This is a genomic window from Paenibacillus apis (assembly GCF_018333295.1).
Lineage (GTDB): Bacteria > Bacillota > Bacilli > Paenibacillales > Paenibacillaceae > Fontibacillus > Fontibacillus antibioticophila.
On the sequence record NZ_BORS01000009.1, the window covers coordinates 167908 to 191157 of the forward strand.

Below are 23250 nucleotides of genomic sequence, written 5' to 3' on the forward strand. Positions count from 1 at the left end.
ATAGAGCTGCTCAAATGAATCGTATCGTTCCACTTTTCTTCCGACCTTGTTGTATTCATCCAGGTATTGATCCATTGTCTGCAGGAATTTGTCCTGGAACAATCTCGATCAACATTTGCTTAGTAAGATCATCCATAACATTTCAACCCCCTCGACGGCCTGAACGTTTGCCTATAAACCCCAGTCTGATTCCATTATATAGGCGTACCGTCTCAAGGAATATTCCAAGTTCCATTAAAGGAAAGATATACCTCTAATTAAAAGACTCTCAATGCTAACCCACGTATACAGGAAAAGGTGCAGCCTCCTCTTTTTCCAAAGAAGAAACTACACCTTTTGATAAAATCGATTTTCAAGTGACCTAATGTCACCAACCGGTGGGCGAACGGTCAACCCCATCAATGATTTTCGAATGCGTTCCTGAACGGCCTTTTCTTGTTTGGCTATAAACTTTACAGCATCACGATTTAGTGTCAGTTGGTAAGTAAAGCTCATTCATCGCTTCCTCCCAAGACATAAATCCGCTCTCACTATTTAATTGACGCACTTCTTCTTCGCTCAATGGTGCAGTATCCGGCGCCAATTTCACAATATCATCCCAGTCAAGCTGACTCTGCTTGGCGGAAAGGTATTATATATAATCAAATGCTGACTGTTGTGCCGATTCGGTCAATTGCTCAAATATTTGCAGTACTTTGTGTTTATCAACCGCCATATAAAGCACCTCCGAATAGGGAGTATTTTTGGTTACCCCATTATAACACATTGTCAAAATTATTCTAAAACATGTTTGAACTGTAACGAAGAGCTGCACCTTTTGATAAAATCACTTCACAATACACTACGCCGCAATTCATAAAAATACTGCACAACCGGATGCTTTAACTTGATCTTCTCGGACATGTTTACAATGCGTTTTTTACCGACTCTTTTGTCCACTAGGGCTAGAACATTCAATAGAATATCGTTGCTTTCCAGGCTTTCCTCTATTGGAGTTGTTAAAAACTTATTAGCCGCCACAATAAAATTTGATTTGCTTAACGCAGCCTGTGCGGACAAAAGCTCTTTTGCATGTTCTGTACTTTTTCTGCCTCTGGCAATTACTATTAAGCGATCCTCCGGCACTGTCCCCGGGGTACCTTTTCTGACCGCTTCAATTTCTTCACTGCTGACAGGAATCTGAATATCCGGATCATTCTTAATCTCCAGCTCGGTTTGATACCAGCGGATCGGGTTCGTTTTATCACTCATATGGAGTATGTTCTTTTTATCCACCAGGATATAACAAATCCCTGATTTATCAGGCAGATAACGATACCCCGGCGCCCGGTATTCCACCCTTCCGTTTAAGGCAGGGCTGAGAAAGACCTCCAGTTGCTGCTTCAATTTACTCCAGGACATGGTATCCCCTCATTCCTCCGTCCCATCCTGCTCCTTACTTCCAAACTCATAGAGCAGCGTCCGCACTTCATTTGTGGACTTTGCGTTCATTAAGGTATTTCTTAATTCGCTTGCCCTGCGAAATCCGCGGACATATATTTTGAAGAACCGGGCAAGAGGCCGGAACGAACGCGGCTCCAGTCCTGAATATTGATCATGGAGATCCAGATGCAGCCGCAGCAGATCAAGCAACTCCTCACTGCTGTGCTCCTTGGGCTCCTTCTCAAAAGCAAACGGATTATGAAAAATTCCGCGCCCGATCATAATCCCATCCACACCGTATTGCTCGGCGAGCCTGAGACCCGTCTGGCGGTCAGGGATATCCCCGTTAATGGTCAGCAGGGTATCCGGCGCCACTTCATCACGAAGCTTCTTAATCTCCGGAATCAGTTCCCAGTGGGCAGCCACTTTGCTCATTTCCTCTCTTGTGCGCAGATGAATGGACAGATTAACAATGTCTTGCTTCAAAATATGGGTTAACCAGCCGCGCCATTCATCTACGTCGCTGAAACCGAGCCTTGTTTTTACACTGACGGGCAGTCCCCCGGCTTTAGCAGCCTGTATGAGCTCCGCGGCGAGGTCAGGACGGCAGATCAGACCGCTCCCCTTCCCATGCTCTGCTACATTCGCCACAGGGCATCCCATATTAATATCGATGCCTTTGAAGCCTTCTTGCGCCATTCCGATACTCATTTGACGAAAGTATTCTGGCTTATCTCCCCAAATATGCGCTACAATGGGCTGTTCATCCTCTGTAAACGTCAGCCGCCCGCGCACACTCTGGTTCCCCTCCGGGTGACAATAGCTCTCTGTATTTGCAAACTCCGTAAAAAACACATCCGGTCTTGCCGCCTCACTTACGACATGGCGAAAAACAACATCCGTCACATCTTCCATTGGCGCCAGTATAAAAAAAGGCCGCGGCAAATCACGCCAAAAATTATCTGTCATATCAATAACCTCTCTATAAATATCTGGATAGACATTAAAGAGTATATCATAACCCGGCGAAAGCATATTTAGCCAATATATTCACAAAGGATAATATGTAATGATTACATAGATGAATTGGCTGAATAGGAGCCAACGGCTGTTCCTGGATTTGAGGAAATTGCGGTGGGTTTTTAGGAATCGTTCCATCCTTTATCAAGTCCTCTGATATGGAGATAAACTTGTACAAAGCTTAAAATAGGGGCGTGAGTATCTTACGTCCCTATTTCGTCCCAAACATTTACAAGCGATTCCGATCACTATTTCAACATTCCTACAATAGTATTCATCATTAAAAATCCCCCTCATCAGCGTGAGCCGTAATTAAATTGATCACCGGGAGGGCACTATTATGTTTGAAGATACGATTAGAAATGAATTATTCCATGTATATTACAAACGCTGGATTACTGTTTACAAAGAAGGTGCTATACGATCAGTTACAATGGCAAAATACTTGATGACACATCAATGGCTGGTCAAATTAGTCCCCAACATGAAGGTGGGCGAGATGACACGCATTTCTTATCAGCAATTGCTTAATGACTATGCCACAGAACACGAACGTCAGACGACGATGGATTTCCACCATCAGCTTAAAGGTGCAGTCCTTGATGCCGTTGATGAAGGCTTGATCGAACGCGATCCAACACGTAAAGCAATCATTAAGGGCAGAACACCCCGTGAAAAGAAGCCCAAATACTTGAATCAATTTGAACTTCACACCCTGCTGACACATTTGAATTTAAGGCAAGAAATCAATTGGGACTGGTTTATTCTTCTGCTTGCAAAAACGGGCATACGATTTTCAGAAGGATTAGCGTTAACACCTAAAGACTTTGACTTTACACATCAAACATTATCCATCAGTAAAACTTGGAATTACAAAGGCGATGGCGGATTCTTGCCAACCAAGAACCAATCTTCAGTACGAAAAATTCAACTCGACTGGCAAACCGTTATTCGATTCTCTCAATTACTAAAAGGACTACCAGAAGATAAGCCGATTTTTGTGCGCACCAACGGGAAAATCTATAATTCAACAGTAAACGATGTACTAACTCGCTTATGCAAGAAAGCAAATGTGCCAAACATTTCAATTCACGGCTTGCGGCATACCCATGCTTCCCTTTTATTGTTTGCAGGTGTCTCCATTGCTAGCGTAGCACGACGGCTTGGACATGCGAGCATGACCACAACCCAGAAAACATACCTCCATATCATTCAGGAACTTGAAAATAAGGATATTGATCTCGTAATGCGTTCACTATCCAGTTTAAGCTAATCAACACTATCAGCCTACGGCTCACGCTGATGAAGGGTGATGAGGTGGTCGAGGCCGGAAAAGAACGTGCCAATTTGCTTTTGTTCAGCTCTACTTGGGACTGGAAATTCAAAATTTCTAATCTGACTTAAACCCAAAAATTTCTGAGTACCACCTGCATTTTCTTTTTTTATATATCTGTAAAATACAGGAGATTTTAGTAACTGAATTAAAAACTCATTTTCTACTTCGCCATCTCTCTTTATCAGCGCAACATTCTTAATGGCGAAATCATCACGATTTAGAATAACAGGGTTACCAATAGTTCCTATCATTCCAAATATAATATCGCCAACATCAACCTTTGAGCGTTGATTTATTGCATAAAAATCTTCGTCAGAAATAAGAGAAACATCGGTCATATCTAAACCATGTTCAGTAAGATTTTTTGATGTAACAAGTGGATGCCCCTCATTATAATACTTCGGCGAGTCATGCGTTCCATCTCTCACATCTTTAACATCAGACAACTTACACTGTTCCCAATCGAAAGTAAAAAAAGAGCCAAGGAATAATATCCTTGACCCTCTTTCATCAACTTTTACACATTTATACCCAAAGTTTTCAACTGTTCATTGATTTTAGCTTCAAGATCCGCGATTTCTTGTTTGTCTTGCTCTAATAGCTTAATCACTTCATCAAGGTCGATGGTTTGCTCTTCTTCAGACGTATCCACGTAGCGAGGAATATTTAAGTTGAACTCGTTTTCTTTGATTTCTTCAAGGGATGCCACATGAGCATATTTATCAACATCTACACGATTTCGGTACGTTTCAATGATCTTATTGATGTTGTTATCCGTAAGTTTGTTTTGATTCTTACCTTTTTCAAATTCATTGCTTGCATCGATAAACAAGATGTCTTTTGTTTTACGGTTCTTCTTAAATACTAGAACCGTAGTCGGGATGCTCACACCGTAGAACAAGTTAGCTGGCAAACCTATAACTGTATCAAGGTAGTTTTTCTCAATGATGGTTTGGCGAATCGCACCTTCGGCTGCACCACGGAACAAGACACCGTGCGGCAATACAATCGCCATGGTTCCCGTATCATTCAAATGATACAGGCTGTGCAAAATGAATGCATAATCCGCCTTGGTTTTCGGAGCGAGTTTACCGTATTCGCTAAAGCGGGGATCTTTCAGTTTCGTTTCGCTGTTGTCCCAATGAGCAGAATAAGGAGGATTCGCAACCACAGCGTCAAAAGAGCGTGGGTGATCAATTCCTTGGGCATCCGGTCCATCAGGCCAATCGCTCTCAAGCGTGTCCGCATTAGACAGCGTCATGTTGTTAAATGAAACGCCATGCATCATCAGGTTCATGCGAGCTAAGTTGTAGGTTGTCGTATTCTTTTCTTGACCAAAAAATTTAATCGCCCCTGGCTTATCTCCACCAGGCAACTCCCCTTGAACGGTTAACAGCAATGAGCCAGATCCACAAGTCGGGTCATACACTGCAAAAGTCTTATCCGATTCTTCTACTCCATTCGTAACGATTTTAGCCAGAATTTTAGAAACTTCATGCGGTGTGTAGAACTCTCCGCCTTTTTTACCAGCACTTGCTGCAAACTGACCGATTAAGTATTCATAGATCGCGCCAAGAATATCCTGGCCATCTTCACCTTTGTAATCAACACTGTCAACCAGCTTTACAATCCGGTTAAGTGATTTCGCTCGTTCATTTGTCGAAGAACCCAGACGAGAGTCTCCAAGGTTGATGTCGTTAAACACACCACGAAAGTCATTCACGGCTTCTTTGTTTAACTCGGCATTCTTATTGAAATTGTCAAAGATCGTTTGATAATCACTGGGAATAACCGCGCTATTGTCAATCTTATCGACTAAGGATGCCCAAGTATCAAGCGGTGCAATGGCATAGCCTAAACTTGAGGAAATGTCCTCTAGGTAATCATTCAAATCGTCACCGTTCGCTTGCTCTACATAGGCTTTATTGATCGATTCGCCAGCTTCAACATCAAGAACATTACTTTCAACTAAGTACTGTTCTTGATGTTCAGACAGATAACGATAAAACATAAAGGCCAAAATGTAGTTCTTGTATTCTGCGGCATCCATACTTCCACGAAGCTCATTAGCCATCGCCCACAGTTTTGTTGTAATAGTTTGTAGTTTATTGCTCATATTGTTGTAATCCTCCTAGATATACAATCGCCAGATTTACTGCTCGTTTGTGAGATTTTCCGTCTTATATACATTGTAACCCTCGTAATGATAGCTTGCGTCGATGCCTTTCATATAAACTTCACGGTCATTGATCTGATCTGTAAGCGCTGCTTTAAGAAGCAGCTTGATTTCAACATCCTTCACGGGGCTTCTTTCCATGGCAAGCATATAATCTTCTTTGTCGACCTTGCTCCAATCGACAACTTGCCTCAGTTCCTTTTTTAATATGGTATCAAGCCAGATCCTCATGCTTCTTCCATTACCTTCTCTGAAGGGGTGAGCCACATTCATCTCAACATATTTTTCTATGATTTCGTCAAAAGTGGATTGCGGCATTTTTGCAATATTATCAAGTGCAGCTTCAAGGTACATAACGGGTACGAAACGAAAGCTGCTCTTTGCAATATTTACATCACGCACTTTTCCGGCGAATTCATAAATGTTTTCGAACAGAAACTTGTGAAATTCGGATAATGACTTAAATGTTCCGATCTCAACTGTATCTAACAAACCGGTTTCAAACATCTCAAGAGCTTTTTGCTTGCTGACTTTTTCCTCCACACGAGCAAGTTCCGAAGAATTGTTAATCCCGAACTTGTTTTCTAAAGCCATAACTTGTTCCTCCTATCAAACAAACATTTGTTGTAGAAGTGCCTTCTTCTGTTCTTGCAAGTGTTCCAGCTTACGCTGATGAAGGGTGATGAGGTGGTCGAGGCTGTCGAAGAGCAGTGAAATATGCTTCTGTTCTGCGACAGACGGAATGCTGGTTGTGGTATCATGCACGTCATTTCGATTCAAAGTTGGGACACCACTACCAGTACCATAACGTTTCAAATCCAATTTCTGATACAAAAAATAAATAAATTTCGCATCATTACCTTTGAAGTCAGTAACCCACAAAGCCGTGTTATGCGGCCAATAATCAACCTCCACAAATGTTAGATTTCCTATTGTGCCAGAACGACCAGTCACAACACCAGGGGCTTTTACCTTGTACTTTGAATGATACGCACCTATTCCGTTAGACATAATAACTGGGTAAGAGCCCGCTTCAATTTCACTAACAGGTAAGTCGAATCCACGCTGCAAGGGCGCTATATCTATAACCTTACGCTGTTCCCAAGCGTCAGTGAATCCGGGGAATCGAATTTCAGGAAAATCTTCGTCATCTTTCGGAAACATTTTTTGAAGCAAGCCAGCCTTCAAATTTTTCACGTTGTTTAACTTACGCTGATGAAGGGTGATAAGGTCGTCCAATACGCGAAGAAATTCAGCTATTTTTATTTGCTCTTCGACTTTTGGAACCGTAACCTTTATATTCATAAATTCATCATAATTAATATTCAACAGGCCATCCATACGAGCACCAGATGATATTAGTTTTGCTAGTTCTCTATCAGGAATCTTGGTTGAAAACAAATATTCTATAAAGTCTGCTGATGTATCTTTGGTCGTCTTGAAGCTGTGGTAAACTCTAGGAACAAGCGCTTCTTCGTATGTTCTTAATACAAAAACTGCACCGTACTTAGCTAACTTTGAGTTGCCATGATTGTAAGAAAGCTCTCCTTTAGTTAGAAGTGTATAATTTTTTTGTTCACTTCCTGCTATGTTTCCAGAAAAACGCTCTCTTTGATCCAGCCAACCGTTTCCTGCTGAAATAGTAAGCGTTGGCAGGTCCATCCTTCCGTCATTTCCTCGGACTCTTTCAGTCAATTCCCCGAGCTTACGCTGTTCCCAAGCATCCGTGAACCCCGGAAACCTAATCTTTGGTACATTAACTTTGTCTTCGCTCATTTTTGCTCTCCCTGTATTTTCTTGATTTCTCTATCAAAATCGGATACTATTTTTTGATGCTTATTGAATTCTTTATACTCGCCAATTGCCTTCTTCTGAGCTTCACTTTGTGAAATGCGCCCATTTCCATCCAAGACTTCATAGCGATTGAATGCTAGAAATTCATCAATGCTTTTAGCAAAGTCCTGCATTCCTAATAAAACTTCATCTTCAAGTAGACGCTCTACATAGTCAAAGTAAGATGATACGTTACGCTCCAAACTGCGAATTTCTCTTTCCGATAAATAATTCTTTGCAACTAATACGTCCGATTGTAAAATACGGCCATCGGGCGAATTCTTCCAAGAAGTAAGCCCCATATATTCTTTGCCTTTATCCGCACTGTCATAAACAATTTCAGCAGCAGTTTTGCCTGTAATCGCATAATGAAACTTGTTTTGAACGGTAGCATAGAACTTCTTTGTGATCTCTGAGTTTCTATCGTAGTCGTATGAAATTTCCGCAAAGACATCTGATATTTGTTGCCATATCCGTCGTTCACTTGCTCGAATGGAACGAACAGTTTCAATCAGCTCGCGGAAGTAATCCTTGCCAAATACATTCTCCCCTTGTTTCATACGTTCAACATCAATCTTGAAGCCCTTTTGAATATAATCTTTCAAAACATCCGTTGCCCATATACGGAACTTAGTAGCTTTTTGGGAATTAACACGATAACCCACTGAAATAATTGCATCCAGGTTATAGTAGTTAATTTCCTTCTCAATCTCACCAACTGCCCCATTATTTACGACAGTTGCAATTTTTGCAACGCTCGTGCTTTCTTGTAGTTCTCCGCTTGCAAAGATATTCTTCAAGTGTCTTGAAATAGAGGATTTATCTGCATCAAATAACTGGGATAATACCTTCTGGGTTGCCCAAATCGTTTCATCTCGAACAAGCACTTCTACTTTCTCATCAGCATCATACATTAAAAACTGAATTTCGTTCATAATAACCTCCATTAGACAGACGTTATTGTACCGATTTGCCCCGTTTAGCTCTCCACCAATTCATCCGCCAGTTTGTAAATCGCATCGCGCAAACCGTTTCGATATTTCATTTTAGGCAAAGTTTGAACTCCCTCGTCAAGCGCAAGTGTCATATAGTTAGAGCTTGCTTGAGCGATGATATCACGGATTTGGCCGGTATCATCCAAATCTTGCATTCCGTAGCGATGGCGGCTGAACAACTCACGCATCCCGGCACTTGTGATAATTTCCGTGATCCCCCACTTCACACGGAAGTCAAGGAACAATCGCTCCAAGCTCACATTGTTGGCTTGCTGGATGATCTGTTCACTGTCCGTCAGTTTCACCGGATACTTGAAGTCCGAACCTGCAGGCGGAAAGTGACCTTTCATAATGGCGTCCGCTGCATTGATAATCTTAGTCGCATAGCTGCGGTCATCCAATCCATTCGCAAATTGGTTGATTTTCTCCTGCGTTTCTTTAGCTTCCTCCTTCTTACCTTCGTGAACCTGATTCAGTAATTGTTCTACGAGTTCTGTAAGATAATCATAGTCCACTTTAACATCCTTCACGTGAGTCATCCGCAGTTCGATTTGGTAAAGAGGGATCTTCCTCTCTTTGGCAATATGTGACTTAAGCTCATTGGTTAAGACGGTGGTCAACATCACTTCTTGCTCGGAAGTCATCCCTAACTTCTCTAGTAACTCATCTGGATCATCATAGTTAAATCCAACTTTTTCGCCATCCACTTCTTCAGGATCATATTGCTTTAATTTGGCCATGCCCCTGTTGTATTCATGAAGCAAATCAAGCATATCCTCCTTCTGTTTCTCAGAAGGCGGTAACTGTTGAAACTCCATCGTCATGCTGCTTAGTTTTTCAACAACTTGTTTCACTTCGTTAAACACATCTTCAAACGGTTGGGCAATGATCCCGTCTTTTTGATTAGAATCGCGTTGTTCATCATTAGACAAAACGGCAGAATCTTTATTGGCATACACAGCAAGCGCTTTATTCATCAATTTCTCGTTGTGTGCCGGCCAGCGGTAATTGACTATACGTCCCCATGGTTTCTCTTGCATATCCGCAATCCGGTTCGTTCGTGAATAAGCCTGGATTAACAAGGCACCCTTCAAGGTTCGATCCACATAAAGCGTGTTCAACTCAGGCGCATCAAATCCTGTTAATAATTGATCCACCACGATTACCAAGTCGAGGAACCTCCCATCGGAAGCAGATTTATTTAAGCGTGAAGTCACGTCCTGGGTGTAGCCCGAAACATCATCCATCCCGAAAGCTTTACTAAATTCAGCATTATAAGCCTGGATGGCCTCATACAAACCTTGATTTGTTGCAAGCATACTTTCATTATTCGATGAATTTTGACTGAACGTCACGGCAACTTTTAGAGTCTGACCGCCGTTCTTCTTATTTTCTTCGTTAACACGTTGAAACTCCTTAAAATACATCATCGCCATTGGTGTGCTTGCTTTCCCGCCGCCCACATGCGTCGTAAACAAAGCATTGTACTTGCCTTCATTCGAACGGTTGCGCCAATGTTTGAAAATATCCTCCACGACCAGTTTGACATGATCCGGATTCTCATCGTAGAAACTGGGTTCAACCGCATCATCCATATCTTCCTGGGAAAGATTGTTGATTTTCTCTTGAATTCGTTCTTCGGTCCATTTGGGATAACGTTCACGGTAAAACGCGGGAAGATAGACTTCTTTCATCTGCTTTTCATCGATCGTTGTCTCAAAATCAACCTTGAATCCTAAAACATTCCGGTCCGCAATCGCCTCACGAATGGTATAAGCATGTAATAGCGGGCCAAAAATGTCCTCTGTTCGAAGCCCCGTCGTTGTTTCATCAAACATCGGTGTCCCGGTATAACCAACCCAGGCAGACCTCTTAAAGGCTTTCTGGATATTTTTAAAGGAATCGCCGCCTGTTGAACGATGTGCTTCATCCACGATAAACACGATATTTTTGTCGGGTGCTTGAAACGATTTTCGTTTCACCAGCGTATCCAGCTTTTGAACGGAAGTCACAATGATACCATTGTCTTTACTTTTCAGCTTTCGACTCAAATCGGTTGTGTTATTGGTGTCTTGAACGCTGCCAAAGGTGTCTTCTGTCGCGTCCGGGTCATAGGCTTTGTAATTTTCGTTGGTTTGCTTGGTCAAGGCAATTCGATCCACTACAAAGACAACCTTATCCACTTTAGGCATCCGGCTTGCAAGCCAGGCCGTCTTGAAACTGGTAATCGTTTTACCGGACCCGGTGGTGTGCCAGATGTAGCCGATTTTATTTATGCCGAATTCAAAATCAGCACGTTTCAATTTCTCGATCACATTTTGTGTCGCGTACACCTGATAAGGACGCATCACTTTCAACGTATTTTTATTTCTTGTTCCGTCAAGGATCATATAGTTGGTAGCCATTTGATGCGCCATGGGAATGGAAAGCATGGAATCCGCAAATTCCTTCCAATTGCGAACAATGGTATTGTCACTCTTGCGTTGCCAGTTAAACGCGAAGTCCTTGTTAAACTTATCTGAGGTCGTATTTGCCATGTACTTCACATTATTCGGCGTGATGGCCACCAGAATTTGCAGTGTTGAGAAAATATCACGATACTGGTTTTCATCCGCATATTGTTTCATTTGATTGAGCGCCTCATCTACATTACGGGTATCACGTTTTTCTTCAATTTGAATAATGGGCAGACCATTAATCAGAAGCGTTGTGTCAAAATATCGAGTTTGTTTCCCAGTAATCACTGCCGACCGTTTAATTTGATTGACTACTTGATATACGGTATCTCCAGCCCCGATTTGCTTTTGATCAAATACTGTAAGGAACACGTGCCGCCCGTCATCCAAATCAATCTCAATTTGCGACACCCCGTTTAAACCGTACAGAAACTGCCCCGCTTCATAAGGCGTCTTAATATCCGAAATAATTTTCTTAACTTGATTAAATTCCACAACACTTAGGGGATGTTCAAGCGTGTTCTGGTTATGCTGTTCCAGGATCGCTTTGAAGTTTTCCCAGAGCTGTTCTGTCGTTTTAATGTGGGGTTCATATTTCCACAGCTTGGTTTTTACTATGTAATCAACATTTGATTCTTTAGCAACAAGTCCTTCAAGATGTTCTTGCTTGGTAATCGTACCACTCGTAAGGTATTGTATTAATTCGGTTTCAAATTGATTCTCGGTCATTTATGGCTCGCCCTCCTAAGCTTTTCTAATACTATGGTAGTTTCCAGATTCGACGCTCTATTTCTTAATGCCTCCAACCGTAATTGGTTAAAATAAAGCTCCCCGATCGTCCGCTGTTTGTATAGGGTAGGGAAATCCGGCAACTCCAGTTCTTTCAATTGCTTTAGCGTGTACTTTAGAACTTGAGAACCCTGCAGCCCCATCTGAAACTGTTTCTTGATAGATGGATCTTCATTAAGCAAGAAAACAAGATATTTTGAATCAACCTTGTTATCAGCCACTAACTTGACGTAGTTTTGCGTGTATAGATACCCCTGATGCTTCACACCAACGATTGTAGATTTTCCTGATATCAAACTAAAAACAACATCTCCTTGACATAGCGTATTGACCTTATCGTAGGTTCGTACTTTCTTACCGGCATTACCGTTAGAATCAAAACAAACCAAATCCTCTTCAAGATCGGGTTGTCCATAATAGGTATAAAGAGGTGCCTTATCATCAAACACTTCTTTAATCCTAAATTGCGGTGAACCACTCACAAACTCAACCATACCCTCTAATTTTCTCATATGAATTTGTGCCTTTCTTTAATTAAAATTTGTTATTATCGTTGATTACATTTTATCAGATTGATTTGAAAATACAAGATCTATTTATTAATTTATTAAAATTACATTTTTATATAAGGAGTTACTTTAGCAATAGTGACCCGACTCACTAACCAGCCCGTCGTCTCGGATTATACTGACAATTAATTTGTTAAATTGGGAGGGATAGCCCATGAAAAAAAATGATCTGCCTCTTGTCTACTCATGTTCCGGATGTTCCTCAGCTGCACAGACCGCTAACCAGGTAGCGATTAAAATGGATCGTGAAAAGATCGCCGAAATGTCCTGCATCGCAGGTGTCGGCGGTGATGTAAAACCGCTTGTCCGAACAGCGAAGTCGGGACGCGACATCATTGCTATCGACGGTTGCCCGTTGGCCTGCTGCAAGAGCTGTTTAGCCAGGCATGACGTCCAACCTAAGCATCATTTTGATTTATCGAAGTTCGATGTGCCCAAACATCTTGGAGAAGATCCTGACCCCCAGCTTGTCCAGAACGCCTATAATCAGATTCTTGAAGATATCAAGTAACAACGGATAACGCCCCAGGACGACTGATCGACTCAGAACATTAAAAAGAGCCCGAGGGCTCCTGTCATAACAGGATATCTCGGGCTCTTAAAATCACTTTATCGGGCAACATTTACCTCCGCCACTTCATAAACCGGTAGTCCAGCAGATCTACCAACAGGAACAACAGAAACCCGACCAAGCTGAACAGCAGAATACCGGCATACATTTGCGGATAATCCAGTCGGAGCCAGGCATCCATGATGAAGAAGCCCATGCCGTGCTCCGTTCCATAAATCTCTGTAAAGAACAGGACCGAAATCGCTGTTCCCAACGAGACACGAATCGTGCTTAAGATGACGGATAACGCACCCGGTAAAGTAACATGCCAGAACTTCTCGCCCTTGCCTGCCCCGATACTGGTTAGCACATCATAGGTGTTAGCCGGAATTGCCTTGATGCCATCCCGAACGGAAATGATAATCTGGAACAACAGAATCAGCATAATCATGAGAATCTTGGATGTCTCGCCAAGTCCGAAGAACAGCATCACAACGGGAAGCAAGGCGATCTTCGGCACCGGATACGTTAAATATACCACCGGGTCCAGAAGCTTGTTCCACAGCGCGGAACGCCCCATCAGCAGCCCGATAAGCAAGCCAAGAATCAACGCCAGCAGCACTCCGGCAAACACGCGCATCAAGCTGTAGCCAACATTCAGTACAAGCTCCCTTCCCCCAAGCTGGCCCATCGCCAGATAGACCCCGAGCGGGCTTGGCAGCATAGGGTGATTAACCAGTACGTACGCCACGTACCAGATGAGATTCATCCCCAGGAATACAAGCAACAATCTCAAGATGTAGTTAAGCCTCCGCGAATTCACCATTTCTCCTGCATAACCTTTCTAACCTTCTTGATTTGGGCAAAAAAAGCATCGCTGGCCCGCTTCTCCTCCAGCTTCAGCGCAAATACTTCCTCGTTGTCAATAACCTCAGCAGGATCGTTCTTGCTTGAAGGAAGCACGATCATTTTCTGTCCTAGCAAAATGGCCTCGTCCACATCATGCGTCACGAACAGCGCCGTAGCCGGATTGGCCTGCCAATGCTCCAGGAACAGCTGTTGCAGCGTCTCCCTTGTGATGGCATCCAGCGCCGAGAACGGCTCGTCCAGCAAAAGCATGGACGGGGCAATAGCGAAGGCCCGCGCAATGGCAACCCGCTGCTGCTGCCCCCCGCTAAGTGACAGCGGATACCGCTCCGCCAGCTCCGCAATGCCCATGGCTGTCAGCCATTGGTCTATTTGCGCTTCCCGAGCCTGCTTGCTCTGTTCCCTGGGATGCGCGATGCTCATCGCTACGCGAATATTGCCCTTAACAGTCTTCCAAGGCAGAAGACCGTAATTCTGGGGCACCAGGCCCATCAGCACCTTCTGTTCACGCAAAGAGCTTCCATTGAACAGCAGTTCGCCCCGATATTCCGGCATTAGACCGGTGATGGCGCGGAGCAACGTAGATTTCCCGCTCCCGGAGGGGCCGAGAATCGTATATATTCCATGCTCCGGCAGAGTGAAACTGACCTTCCCCAAAGCCAATTCCCCGCTTCTGTATTCCACCTCAAGCTCCTTGACACACAATCCGTTATTTCTTGAATTGGACATCAGAGATCACTTCTTCTGGGGCAATATCTTTGGTCAACAGCCCTTGTTCACGGGCCCAGGCGAAGGCCGCTTCCACTTCCTTCACATCCACCTGGTTTGCCGGAATGTAAGCAGGCACCTCAATTTGCTCCTTCAAGGTTTCGGGATAACCCACTTCTTCAATCACCAGATCAATGTAGTCCGCTTTGTCATGGGATTGCATATACGCTACTGCTTCATCGTAAGCAGCATACATGGCGCGAATCGCCTCGGCCTTGGCGTCGATCGCGCTCTGCGGGAAAGCCAGCACGAACGGATTGATATTGGCTTGGTGCGTCGAGCTAAGTATGCGCAAGCCTGCGGCTTGGCCCATCGTGACAAATGGCTCTGGCAGAATGGCCGCATCCGCTTTATTATTTTTCAACAGCTCCAGCCGGGTTGGAATTTGCGGCACCTCTGTGATCCGGATATCCTGCTCCGTCAGACCAGCCTGTTTCAGCATCATCGCAACGGTATATTGCGTTGAAGTATTCTTGGACAGGATCACCGTCTTCCCCTTCAGATCCTTCACATCCTGAATCTCGCTATTGCCGGTGAGCAGGTCAAATTCTCCAAAGGTCGTGCTGGTAATTTTCACATCCAGCCCGGCTTCATTATAGATAGAGATTGCAACCAGGTCGGCGCTAATCCCGTCCACCTTGCCTGCTTGAAAAGCAACATCCCGATCCTTGGCACTCTTGAACGTCTCAATGTCCAGAAGAACCCCGTGCTTCTGATCAAAGCCCTGCTCATGAGCAATGATAAATGGAATGGCATCTATGGACGGCAACAGGCCCAGCGTCAGTTCAGCTAATTCCTCTGCCTGATCATTCGCCGAACCCGCTGCCGCCGATGTGCCGCTTCCCTCACCCGTATTCGTAGTATTAGCCGCCCTGCTGCCGCAAGCCGCACCCACGATACTGACGATCAGCACCAGTGCCAGCAGCATGATAGTTCTTTTAGTAGTTTCAAGCTTCATTGTTGTCCATCTCCCTGTATGTTCTTTCTATAGTAGTAGGCATAGCCCTGTGCCGAACTGGCTTAAGTCTGTGCTACTGTCTCGGATTGCAACTTTATTCACAATGCATACGACAAGTAGTCATGTTCCTCCAGGCAGCCTCAAATAACTTCATATTACACCCATTATTGCATTTTGTATATTTTGATTTTTAAATAATGTCTGGAAAGAGCTTGAATAGTAAGGAAATGAACAAAAAAAACGACGCATGTGAGAAAAATACCCTTGATCAATTCCATTTTTGGTATCATAATCGAAGTTGGAATCAATCATGGAGGTGCAATTATGGATAATCATGGCGATATTTTGCTCAACCCTATTAGAATGCGTATTATTCAGCATATGGCCGACAAAAAAGGGAGAACCGTCGGGAGTCTTTCGGAGCTTATGAGCGATATTCCAAGGACTACATTATACAGACACATCAATATGTTGTTTGAACACGGTTACTTATTAGTAAGCAAAGAAACAAGAATACGAGGAACATACGAGCGTGAATATATACTTAATCTTGAAGCATTACAAGAAACTGCTGAGGAGGAATCGATTGAAAAAAATGTGAAGTTTTTTCTAATGAAATTATTATCCGATTTTGACCGTTACTTTAAAGACAGGGGGAATCCAATTAAAGACAGGCTTTTTCTATCCAGTAATACTCTTTTAATGTCTGATAATGAATATAACCAATTTATTGATGAAATTTTTGAGGTAGTAAATAAGCACTTAAATTTTGAACCTAACCAAGAACGTAAACAACGTACACTTTCAATTATCTCATCACCTAACTGGGAAAAGGGAGATCTAAACCATGAAGAGTAACGCACGAAAATGGTTAGGTTTAATTATAGCTATCCTTTGTTATTACATTGTTCATGAGGGAACACATGCGATTGCCGCGCTTTTTATGGGGGCTTATCAGAGGATAAAATTCATGTTCCCCGGAATGCAAATCATTGTTAATAAAGAGGCTATGTCCGATTTACAACTTGCTGTATTTTGTATCGCCGGGCCGCTTGCTACGCTGTTACTCGGATATGCACTTGTTTTGATGACAAAACGAATATTGAAATCCAATAACAAGGTTATCAAAGCCACCTTTTATTATATGACTTTAGGCATGCTTATCATTGACCCCATCTACTTGTCTGTCTTATGCGGATTTTTTGGCGGTGGTGATATGAACGGGATTATCTTGTTCGGCATACCGGAGGTGGTTGCTCGGTTGGCTTTTGGTGTGATTGGGGCAATCAACGTGTTTGTGTTTGTCAAGTATATCTACTTTGCATATAAAGCTGATTTTCAAAAAACGGATAGTCAACGAAGCCCATACAGCTCCCTAAGTAGGTAAGGAGACCTTGCGAACGGCAAGAGCCTCCTTAACTTGGACCTGAGCAATATTGTCACAACTCATTTCCGCACTATCAACATTAGGCACTCCACATGACTTATATCTCTATACGATCATTGGATTGAATTCATTAACTCGTAGAAATATTCAGGTTCATGAGTTTTATTAAGACGATACCAAGCGTCTAATGTTTTTGGAGAAAATACATCTAGCGCTTTTAAAACCTGAACAGAAAATTCTAATGGAGCTACTCCGGATGCGGTGATCAATTTCCCATCAGTGACAGCAGATTCCACTTTGTAATTTTCTTCACCCGTGTAGGAAGGGCAAATCATTTTAAGGTAGGCCAAATCATTGCTTGTGTGCCAACGGGACTCCAACAATCCTGCTTGAGCAAGTCCTATAGTAGCGCCGCAAATGGCTCCAACTACGATCCCTTCCTTTACACACTTCTCGGCCATTTTTAGTATGGGCACGTGGATAGCTTCTGTCCATGTATTTCCACCTGGTAAAATCAGTGCATCTACGCTGTTAATGCTGCACTCATCCACTTTCATGTCAGGCATTATTTTCAATCCGCCCATTGTAGTTACTGGAGTCTTTTCTATCCCAACGGTGACTATTTTTGCTGGAGCCACCCCCTGTCTGAAGTATCTTCCAGAGTTCAGTTCGGCGGCTAAATAACCGATTTCCCAGTCGGACATGGTATCAAACACATAAAGATATACGGTACGATTCATTTTCTAATTGCTCCTCAACAAATTTGGTAGGTAACAATCCTTATGATAAAACAACTTCACTGACAGCTGCTGTCAGTGAAGGATATTCGGAACATATGTATACAGTCTCCTGCAATGTATGCATAAATCATCCAACGCCTCTGCCCTGCCGCCAATTATAAAAGAAATGAGTCCGGCTTTTAATATTTTTTGGCGTAACTAACCCTCACCTTTGATTAAGATATGATACGGTTTTATCCCATTTGCGAATAGGCTATCGATCAGCTTGACCAATTCTTCCGACGATAAATCTTTGTCGTTGCGTATCCAAAGGCGAAACAAAGATATTAATGTTGATATGTAAAACTCAATCAGGTATGGCGCTAAGATATCATTTGTTGGAAGGTCCACAATCAATCTTTCAAAGGGAATTTCTCTTTTTAGGCGTTCAACAAAATGAACAGAACCATAGTCACCCAAAAGGGCTTTTAGGACTGAAATTTCTTCTGCATTTTCCAAACATTGAAGCGCATCTTGGAACGTATGCGTAGAAAGCTCCCTGTTTACCATTTCCTCGTTAATGGATTTCAAAACATCCTCTTCCACATAGTTCAGCAACTCATAAATATCTGTAAAGTATTGATAAAATGTACTGCGGTTATAGCCTGACTTGTTAGCAATCTCTTGAATCGATATTTTTTCAATGGGTTTTTGGCTATATAAATCACAGAACACATTTATAAATGTTTGCCTAGTTTTGTCCGTCATTTCAGGTTGCTTCTTCATGATTTACCCCCATTTCCAGTTCAAGCGATGATCCGACAGATATTAAAAATCTGATGGTTGATGGCCGTATAGTAAATGCATACAATATTATTATACAACACGTTGTCGGATTATCAACAAGGATGATCAACTATTTTAAGGGGGCTAACATGAGAATTTTATTCTTCGGTAGAGGTTTAATATCGACCCAATATGCCTGGGCTTTTGAACAGGCAGGGCATACAGTCGAGTTTTACGTTAGAAAAGGGAGAAAAGAAACCTTCGGAAGTAGTATAGAGCTTGAAATGTGGGATGCACGAAAAGGGAAAAAGCTCATCAAAGAAAGCTGGAACGTCAAGCTTCATGAGGAGATTCTTCCCAAGTATGATCTCATTATTGTGAGCGTCAACACGGAACAGCTTCCGGGAGCGGCACAATTCCTAGCAACTGCTGCAGGAGATACCCCTATCCTCATATTCAATAACATCTGGCAAGACTTGAAATCATCGATCGCACCCTTGTCTATGAACAATGTTGTCTTTGGCTTTCCCGGAGCAGGGGGAGGCATAGCGGACAATCGGCTTAGAGGCGGCTTTTTGAAAATGGTATTTCTGGAAAAACCACGGGTAGGCACTGAACATATTAACAACAAGGTCAGAGAACTATTTGAAAGTGCCCATTTTAAAATTAACTGGATCAAGGATATGCAAAACTGGCTATGGAATCACTTTGCCATGAATGCGGCTATGGAGACGGAGGTGATAAGACGGGGGAGCTTTCCAGCGGTTTTGAACCATCGCGACTCCTTTTCCAATGTTGGGTTGAATATGAGGGAACTGATCCCTGTACTGAAAGCAAGAGGTGCAAAGCCTGATGCCACTTCTCTCATGCTTACTAAAGTTCCTCCGGGACTTCTGGGCATCCTATTTAACAAGGTCATTTTTGCAAAAGGCAGCTTGCCGCGGCTTTTCATGGAACACAACAACAGCAAAGCAGGTTTTGCGGTACTTGAAGTTGTAAGGGAAGCCAAAAAGGCAGGCATTCCTTTGCCGCGTCTTACAGCGGCATTTGAAAATACGGAATATCATAAATCTATTGAAAATCCCTTATTGCCTTAACTTTACCTACAATGCGAATAGGAGCCGTGCTTCGTGTAGACCGAAGTGCGGCTCTAATATTTGCGATTATTCCAGGACAAATCTGGTCAATCCTACGTTGTATGGCGGTAAGACGGATACCGACCACTGCCATCCTTCCGTCAACTCGACCAGACTCAAAAAATAGCCATGGCCAGCTCCGGTGTCTATGCCGAGCTTGCCATCCCCAAACCACAAATGGTCTGGCTGCAGGCCAAAGCGGTAAGTAGATGTATGACCAAATACGACGGTTTTGCCCGGCAGGCCGGGAGCCTTGAAGAAGGGGTCGCGTATCTCTGTCAAATCCTCGGGAGTTTGCTCCTCTAGCGAAATGTCTGGACGCAAGCCCGCATGGACAAACAGAAAACGCTCATAATCTGCCCATAGCGGCATCCCGGCGATCAGCTCCTGGTAATAGGTTGACACCGATTTATGTTCATCGGTCTTGCTTGGCACTTGATTCAGCCACTTGCGCTCGTTATTTCCCTGAAGGGCGACTGCTCCATCTATACATAGCTTATGCACCAGATCCAAAGTGCCTACAGAATCCGGCCCTTTATTTACATAATCACCGAGCAGGAATAGCCGATCTGTCTGTGGATTATATCCTGCAAGGTTCAGCAGATATTCCAGCAAATGACCATAGCCGTGAATATCGGAGACAGCAAACAATTTACTCATCGCCTGCGACAGCGCGGGCTGCATACAGCATGACATTCTGCGCAGGAACCTGAATGGTCAACCGGGCGCCCGGCTCTACCCTCCTGTGATGAAATAAATGGAGGGATTGTCCATCATCAGTCTTCACAATGAATCTCCATCTTGTTCCTTCATAGATGGCCTGCAACACCTCTGTTTCAAATAAATTATCGTTAATCGCCGAGGGCTCCTGACAAACAGAAATGTTCTCTGGATGAAGCATCATGACTCCTTCTCCTGAATAAGCACCGGGAGTTATCTGCACTCCCTGAATCGGGGTGTCTGCTGCCAGTGTAGCCAGATTCCCTTGAGATGAAAATTGAACCCTTAAGCGGTTGTGATAACCCATCAGTTGCGCTACCCATGGGGTAGCCGGACGTTCGAATAACTCATCTGGCGTTCCGATTTGATCAATGCCGCCTTCCCGGAGCACCAGAATTCGATCGGCGATGGTGAATGCCTCCATGCGGTCATGGGTTACATAGAGAGTAGCAATAGACAGTTCTCTGAGCAGACTGGCCAGTTCCCCGCGCATATCGGTCCGCAGCTTGACGTCCAGATTGGACAACGGCTCATCCATTAACAGTAGCCGGGGGCCCGTCGCTAGCGCCCGTGCGATGCCTACACGCTGCTGTTGACCGCCGGATAGCTGGGCCGGCAGCCGTTCCAGCAGTCCGTCCAGCTTCAGTAGCGATTGCAAATGCTCCAGACGGCTCTGCATTTCGTTTTTATTCACTTTGCGCCGTTTCATGCCGTATTCAATATTTTGCCGCACGGACATATGTGGCCACAGGGCATAATCCTGGAATACCATATTAATGGGTCGATGTTCGGGAGGGATATAGCGCCCCTTTCCCTTTTCTACGGTAACCCCGTTTATTTCAATCTCACCATCATCAATCCGGGTCAATCCAGCTACAAGCTGGAGCAGCGTCGATTTCCCGCAGCCGGATGGGCCCAGTATGCAGATGTGTTCGCCTTCTTCGACCTCGAATGAAATGGGCTTTAGCACCTGCTGCGCACCATATGCTTTTGAAACGCCTTTCAGCTTTAAAATCATTCTCAAGTGATAACCCTCCTACACTAACTCTTGGTTGCGTTTTCCGTCCAAACGTCGAAATACCCATCTTCCAGTTGCTTGCAACGCCACAATCAGCAATACGACGACCAGGCAGCTGACTACAGTAGCAGCCGTTGCATACCCGTATCTGGAAAATTCAAAGGCACGATCAATGACTAGCGGCATTAGCGAATAATTCGCGGGTTTCAGCATGGAAGCCAGAGCCAGATCGAAGATACTTGTGCCGAACGAGGCCAGTGTGGCCATGAGCAGCGACTGACGTACGAGCGGCAGCACAATGTGCCGCATTCGATCAAACACACCCGCCCCCTGAATTGCCGCAGCCTTGAGCATGGTACCTGACAGTGCTCCGAACGAGCCCATCTGCACGCGCACTGCGTAGGGAATGGCGCCGGCAATGCCGGCAATGACCAGTAGTGCCGGTGTACCATACAAGTGAAGGCCTAGGGGCTCCAGCCACTTTTGATTCCAGATGAAGATATATCCTATCCCGAGTACAACCCCTGGAACAGCCAGTGAAATGACTGAAAACAATTGCAGTGCCGACTTGAAGCGGGATTCCGTGAAGCTCAATACATATGCAGTGACGAAGCCGATTAACATGCTGAATACCGCTGCTGCAGCTGCAATCGTTAACGAATGATAGAGTCCCTCCACATACTCAAGCAACCGATGATCACCAGCCGCGCTGGCGAACAGATTAGAGTAGTGCTCCAGGGTCAGATTTCCTGCGGTAAGTCCTTCTCCCATTTGTTTAAGCAAGGATACAACAGCGCTGGTCCCAATCGGGATGCCCAGGCAGATAAGCAGGAACCCGCCTATCACGATATTGTAGGCCCAGGCATGCCGGGGCTTCTCTCTTACCGTTCTAACGGCTTTGGCGTTCAGGAAGTCAAAGCGCGAGCGGCGTAAAGCGAAGAATAGCAACGCCATGGCAAGAGCGAGCAGAATAACAAGATAAAAGGCCAGCACTCCAGCCATATCAAAACGAACAGGCGATTGATAAATAGCCGAATAAATAGAGTAGGTCAACGTCGGGAATTTATAGACGGTCGCGAGAGCAGCAGGAAGACCGAAATCCCCAATGGTATCCATAAATACCAGCGTCCAGCCAGCAAGAAAAGAAGGCAGAGCCAGGGGGAAGTCGACGGTTCTCCAGACGGTAAAAGGCTTGGCGCCGTTCAGTCTGGCTGCTTGGCTAAATTGCCGGACATTCCATTCCGTGGCGGAGACAATCGCCAAATAGGCTAGTGGAAATTTGCTGAGCGCCATAACAAAGACAAGCCCGGATGGCTGGAAAATAAACGATGTGACCCAGGTCCAGCCAAGCCATTGATGGACAAGACCGTCGGCACTGGCGAACAGCACCCAACCTTGAGCAATCATAAACGATGGAGCAATCAGCAACAGCCAGGCTGCTGTGTCCAGAAGCCGACCAGCTGCGAAATTCCATCTGGCACGAACCGTGGCGAGAGCCCCGCCTATCATTGTTCCAAAGGTAGCGGAGCCTAAGGCCAGCAATACCGAGTTCCAGAGCGACTGCCGCCATAGTGGGCGGTGAAAAATTTCAGTTATGAGGCCGAATCCTCCATATTCCAACTTTCCAAAGAAAAAGCCAGGAAAAACGACATTAATGAGAACAGCCAGCAGTGGCAGAAAAATGAAAAGGAAGAGGAGGAACGTAACCGTGCCTCCCCAATGTGCTTCCGTGGATTTCATCTTAA

The 23250-nt window shown here is 44.2% G+C and carries 23 protein-coding genes; 5 read left to right on the forward strand and 18 right to left on the reverse strand.

Features of this window, described 5'->3' with window-relative positions:
* Positions 1 to 327 precede the first annotated feature (327 nt).
* The 3 genes from KI362_RS14460 to KI362_RS14470 form a co-directional block, all read right to left on the reverse strand.
* Positions 328 to 495, reverse strand: coding sequence for a hypothetical protein (locus tag KI362_RS14460; RefSeq protein WP_301628009.1), 168 nt, complete (start codon positions 493 to 495; stop codon positions 328 to 330).
* Between the two features lie 336 nt (positions 496 to 831).
* Positions 832 to 1401 (reverse strand): SF0329 family protein, encoded by a 570-nt coding sequence (locus KI362_RS14465; RefSeq protein ID WP_301628010.1) that lies wholly within the window; start codon positions 1399 to 1401, stop codon positions 832 to 834.
* A gap of 9 nt (positions 1402 to 1410) precedes the next feature.
* Positions 1411 to 2391 (reverse strand): tRNA dihydrouridine synthase, encoded by a 981-nt coding sequence (locus KI362_RS14470; RefSeq protein WP_301628012.1) that lies wholly within the window; start codon positions 2389 to 2391, stop codon positions 1411 to 1413.
* Between the two features lie 391 nt (positions 2392 to 2782).
* Between KI362_RS14470 and KI362_RS14475 the strand changes: the two genes are divergently transcribed.
* On the forward strand, positions 2783 to 3715 hold the full coding sequence (locus KI362_RS14475) for a site-specific integrase (protein ID WP_301628014.1): 933 nt from the start codon (positions 2783 to 2785) through the stop codon (positions 3713 to 3715).
* Positions 3716 to 3729: 14 nt separating this feature from the next.
* On the opposite strand, the gene KI362_RS14480 is transcribed toward KI362_RS14475, so the two are convergent.
* The 7 genes from KI362_RS14480 to KI362_RS14510 are packed head-to-tail and all read right to left on the reverse strand — an operon-like array spanning position 3730 to position 12539.
* Positions 3730 to 4272: a restriction endonuclease subunit S gene (locus KI362_RS14480; RefSeq protein ID WP_301628188.1), complete on the reverse strand. Its 543-nt coding sequence runs from the start codon at positions 4270 to 4272 to the stop codon at positions 3730 to 3732.
* 23 nt (positions 4273 to 4295) lie between these two features.
* Entirely contained in the window at positions 4296 to 5894 is a 1599-nt protein-coding gene (locus KI362_RS14485; RefSeq protein WP_301628016.1) for a type I restriction-modification system subunit M, read from the reverse strand.
* Between the two features lie 36 nt (positions 5895 to 5930).
* Positions 5931 to 6548: a protein adenylyltransferase Fic gene (gene fic, locus KI362_RS14490; RefSeq protein ID WP_301628018.1), complete on the reverse strand. Its 618-nt coding sequence runs from the start codon at positions 6546 to 6548 to the stop codon at positions 5931 to 5933.
* A gap of 15 nt (positions 6549 to 6563) precedes the next feature.
* Complete coding sequence (locus tag KI362_RS14495) at positions 6564 to 7730, reverse strand: restriction endonuclease subunit S (protein ID WP_301628020.1); 1167 nt, start codon at positions 7728 to 7730, stop codon at positions 6564 to 6566.
* Positions 7727 to 8722 (reverse strand): RhuM family protein, encoded by a 996-nt coding sequence (gene rhuM / locus KI362_RS14500; RefSeq protein WP_301628022.1) that lies wholly within the window; start codon positions 8720 to 8722, stop codon positions 7727 to 7729. Before rhuM ends, KI362_RS14495 begins: the two co-directional genes overlap by 4 nt.
* 44 nt (positions 8723 to 8766) lie before the next feature.
* Positions 8767 to 11967, reverse strand: a complete 3201-nt coding sequence (locus KI362_RS14505; protein WP_301628024.1) for a type I restriction endonuclease subunit R — start codon at positions 11965 to 11967, stop codon at positions 8767 to 8769.
* A complete protein-coding gene (locus KI362_RS14510; protein ID WP_301628026.1) occupies positions 11964 to 12539 on the reverse strand; it encodes a restriction endonuclease subunit S in 576 nt (191 codons plus the stop codon). Before KI362_RS14510 ends, KI362_RS14505 begins: the two co-directional genes overlap by 4 nt.
* Before the next feature lie 211 nt (positions 12540 to 12750).
* On the opposite strand from KI362_RS14510, the gene KI362_RS14515 reads away from it, so the two are divergent.
* Positions 12751 to 13107 (forward strand): putative zinc-binding protein, encoded by a 357-nt coding sequence (locus tag KI362_RS14515; RefSeq protein WP_301628028.1) that lies wholly within the window; start codon positions 12751 to 12753, stop codon positions 13105 to 13107.
* Positions 13108 to 13219: 112 nt separating this feature from the next.
* Here the strand turns inward: KI362_RS14515 and KI362_RS14520 are convergent, their stop codons facing one another.
* Genes KI362_RS14520 through KI362_RS14530 form a run of 3 tightly spaced genes read right to left on the reverse strand, consistent with a single transcriptional unit; the run spans position 13220 to position 15739 of the window.
* Positions 13220 to 13942 (reverse strand): ABC transporter permease, encoded by a 723-nt coding sequence (locus KI362_RS14520; protein ID WP_301628030.1) that lies wholly within the window; start codon positions 13940 to 13942, stop codon positions 13220 to 13222.
* 23 nt (positions 13943 to 13965) lie between these two features.
* Entirely contained in the window at positions 13966 to 14742 is a 777-nt protein-coding gene (locus KI362_RS14525) for an ABC transporter ATP-binding protein (protein WP_301628031.1), read from the reverse strand.
* Complete coding sequence (locus tag KI362_RS14530; RefSeq protein ID WP_301628033.1) at positions 14723 to 15739, reverse strand: ABC transporter substrate-binding protein; 1017 nt, start codon at positions 15737 to 15739, stop codon at positions 14723 to 14725. Before KI362_RS14530 ends, KI362_RS14525 begins: the two co-directional genes overlap by 20 nt.
* A gap of 324 nt (positions 15740 to 16063) precedes the next feature.
* Between KI362_RS14530 and KI362_RS14535 the strand changes: the two genes are divergently transcribed.
* Both KI362_RS14535 and KI362_RS14540 read left to right on the forward strand, forming a co-directional pair.
* Positions 16064 to 16597 carry a helix-turn-helix domain-containing protein gene (locus tag KI362_RS14535; protein ID WP_301628035.1) on the forward strand — a complete coding sequence of 178 codons (534 nt, stop codon included), beginning with the start codon at positions 16064 to 16066 and terminating at the stop codon, positions 16595 to 16597.
* Complete coding sequence (locus KI362_RS14540) at positions 16587 to 17126, forward strand: hypothetical protein (RefSeq protein ID WP_301628037.1); 540 nt, start codon at positions 16587 to 16589, stop codon at positions 17124 to 17126. The genes KI362_RS14535 and KI362_RS14540 overlap by 11 nt, the downstream gene beginning before the upstream one ends.
* 113 nt (positions 17127 to 17239) lie before the next feature.
* Here KI362_RS14540 and KI362_RS14545 read toward each other — a convergent pair whose 3' ends face one another.
* Both KI362_RS14545 and KI362_RS14550 read right to left on the reverse strand, forming a co-directional pair.
* Positions 17240 to 17866, reverse strand: coding sequence for a type 1 glutamine amidotransferase family protein (locus tag KI362_RS14545; protein ID WP_301628039.1), 627 nt, complete (start codon positions 17864 to 17866; stop codon positions 17240 to 17242).
* Positions 17867 to 18064: 198 nt separating this feature from the next.
* Positions 18065 to 18631 carry a TetR/AcrR family transcriptional regulator gene (locus tag KI362_RS14550; RefSeq protein WP_044477218.1) on the reverse strand — a complete coding sequence of 189 codons (567 nt, stop codon included), beginning with the start codon at positions 18629 to 18631 and terminating at the stop codon, positions 18065 to 18067.
* 149 nt (positions 18632 to 18780) lie between these two features.
* Between KI362_RS14550 and KI362_RS14555 the strand changes: the two genes are divergently transcribed.
* Positions 18781 to 19728, forward strand: a complete 948-nt coding sequence (locus KI362_RS14555) for a ketopantoate reductase family protein (RefSeq protein ID WP_301628041.1) — start codon at positions 18781 to 18783, stop codon at positions 19726 to 19728.
* A gap of 66 nt (positions 19729 to 19794) precedes the next feature.
* Here the strand turns inward: KI362_RS14555 and KI362_RS14560 are convergent, their stop codons facing one another.
* Genes KI362_RS14560 through KI362_RS14570 form a run of 3 tightly spaced genes read right to left on the reverse strand, consistent with a single transcriptional unit; the run spans position 19795 to position 23245 of the window.
* Positions 19795 to 20427, reverse strand: a complete 633-nt coding sequence (locus KI362_RS14560; RefSeq protein WP_044479697.1) for a metallophosphoesterase family protein — start codon at positions 20425 to 20427, stop codon at positions 19795 to 19797.
* Entirely contained in the window at positions 20420 to 21505 is a 1086-nt protein-coding gene (locus tag KI362_RS14565) for an ABC transporter ATP-binding protein (RefSeq protein ID WP_301628190.1), read from the reverse strand. Before KI362_RS14565 ends, KI362_RS14560 begins: the two co-directional genes overlap by 8 nt.
* An 18-nt stretch (positions 21506 to 21523) precedes the next feature.
* Positions 21524 to 23245, reverse strand: coding sequence for an ABC transporter permease (locus KI362_RS14570; protein WP_301628044.1), 1722 nt, complete (start codon positions 23243 to 23245; stop codon positions 21524 to 21526).
* Positions 23246 to 23250: the final 5 nt, after the last annotated feature.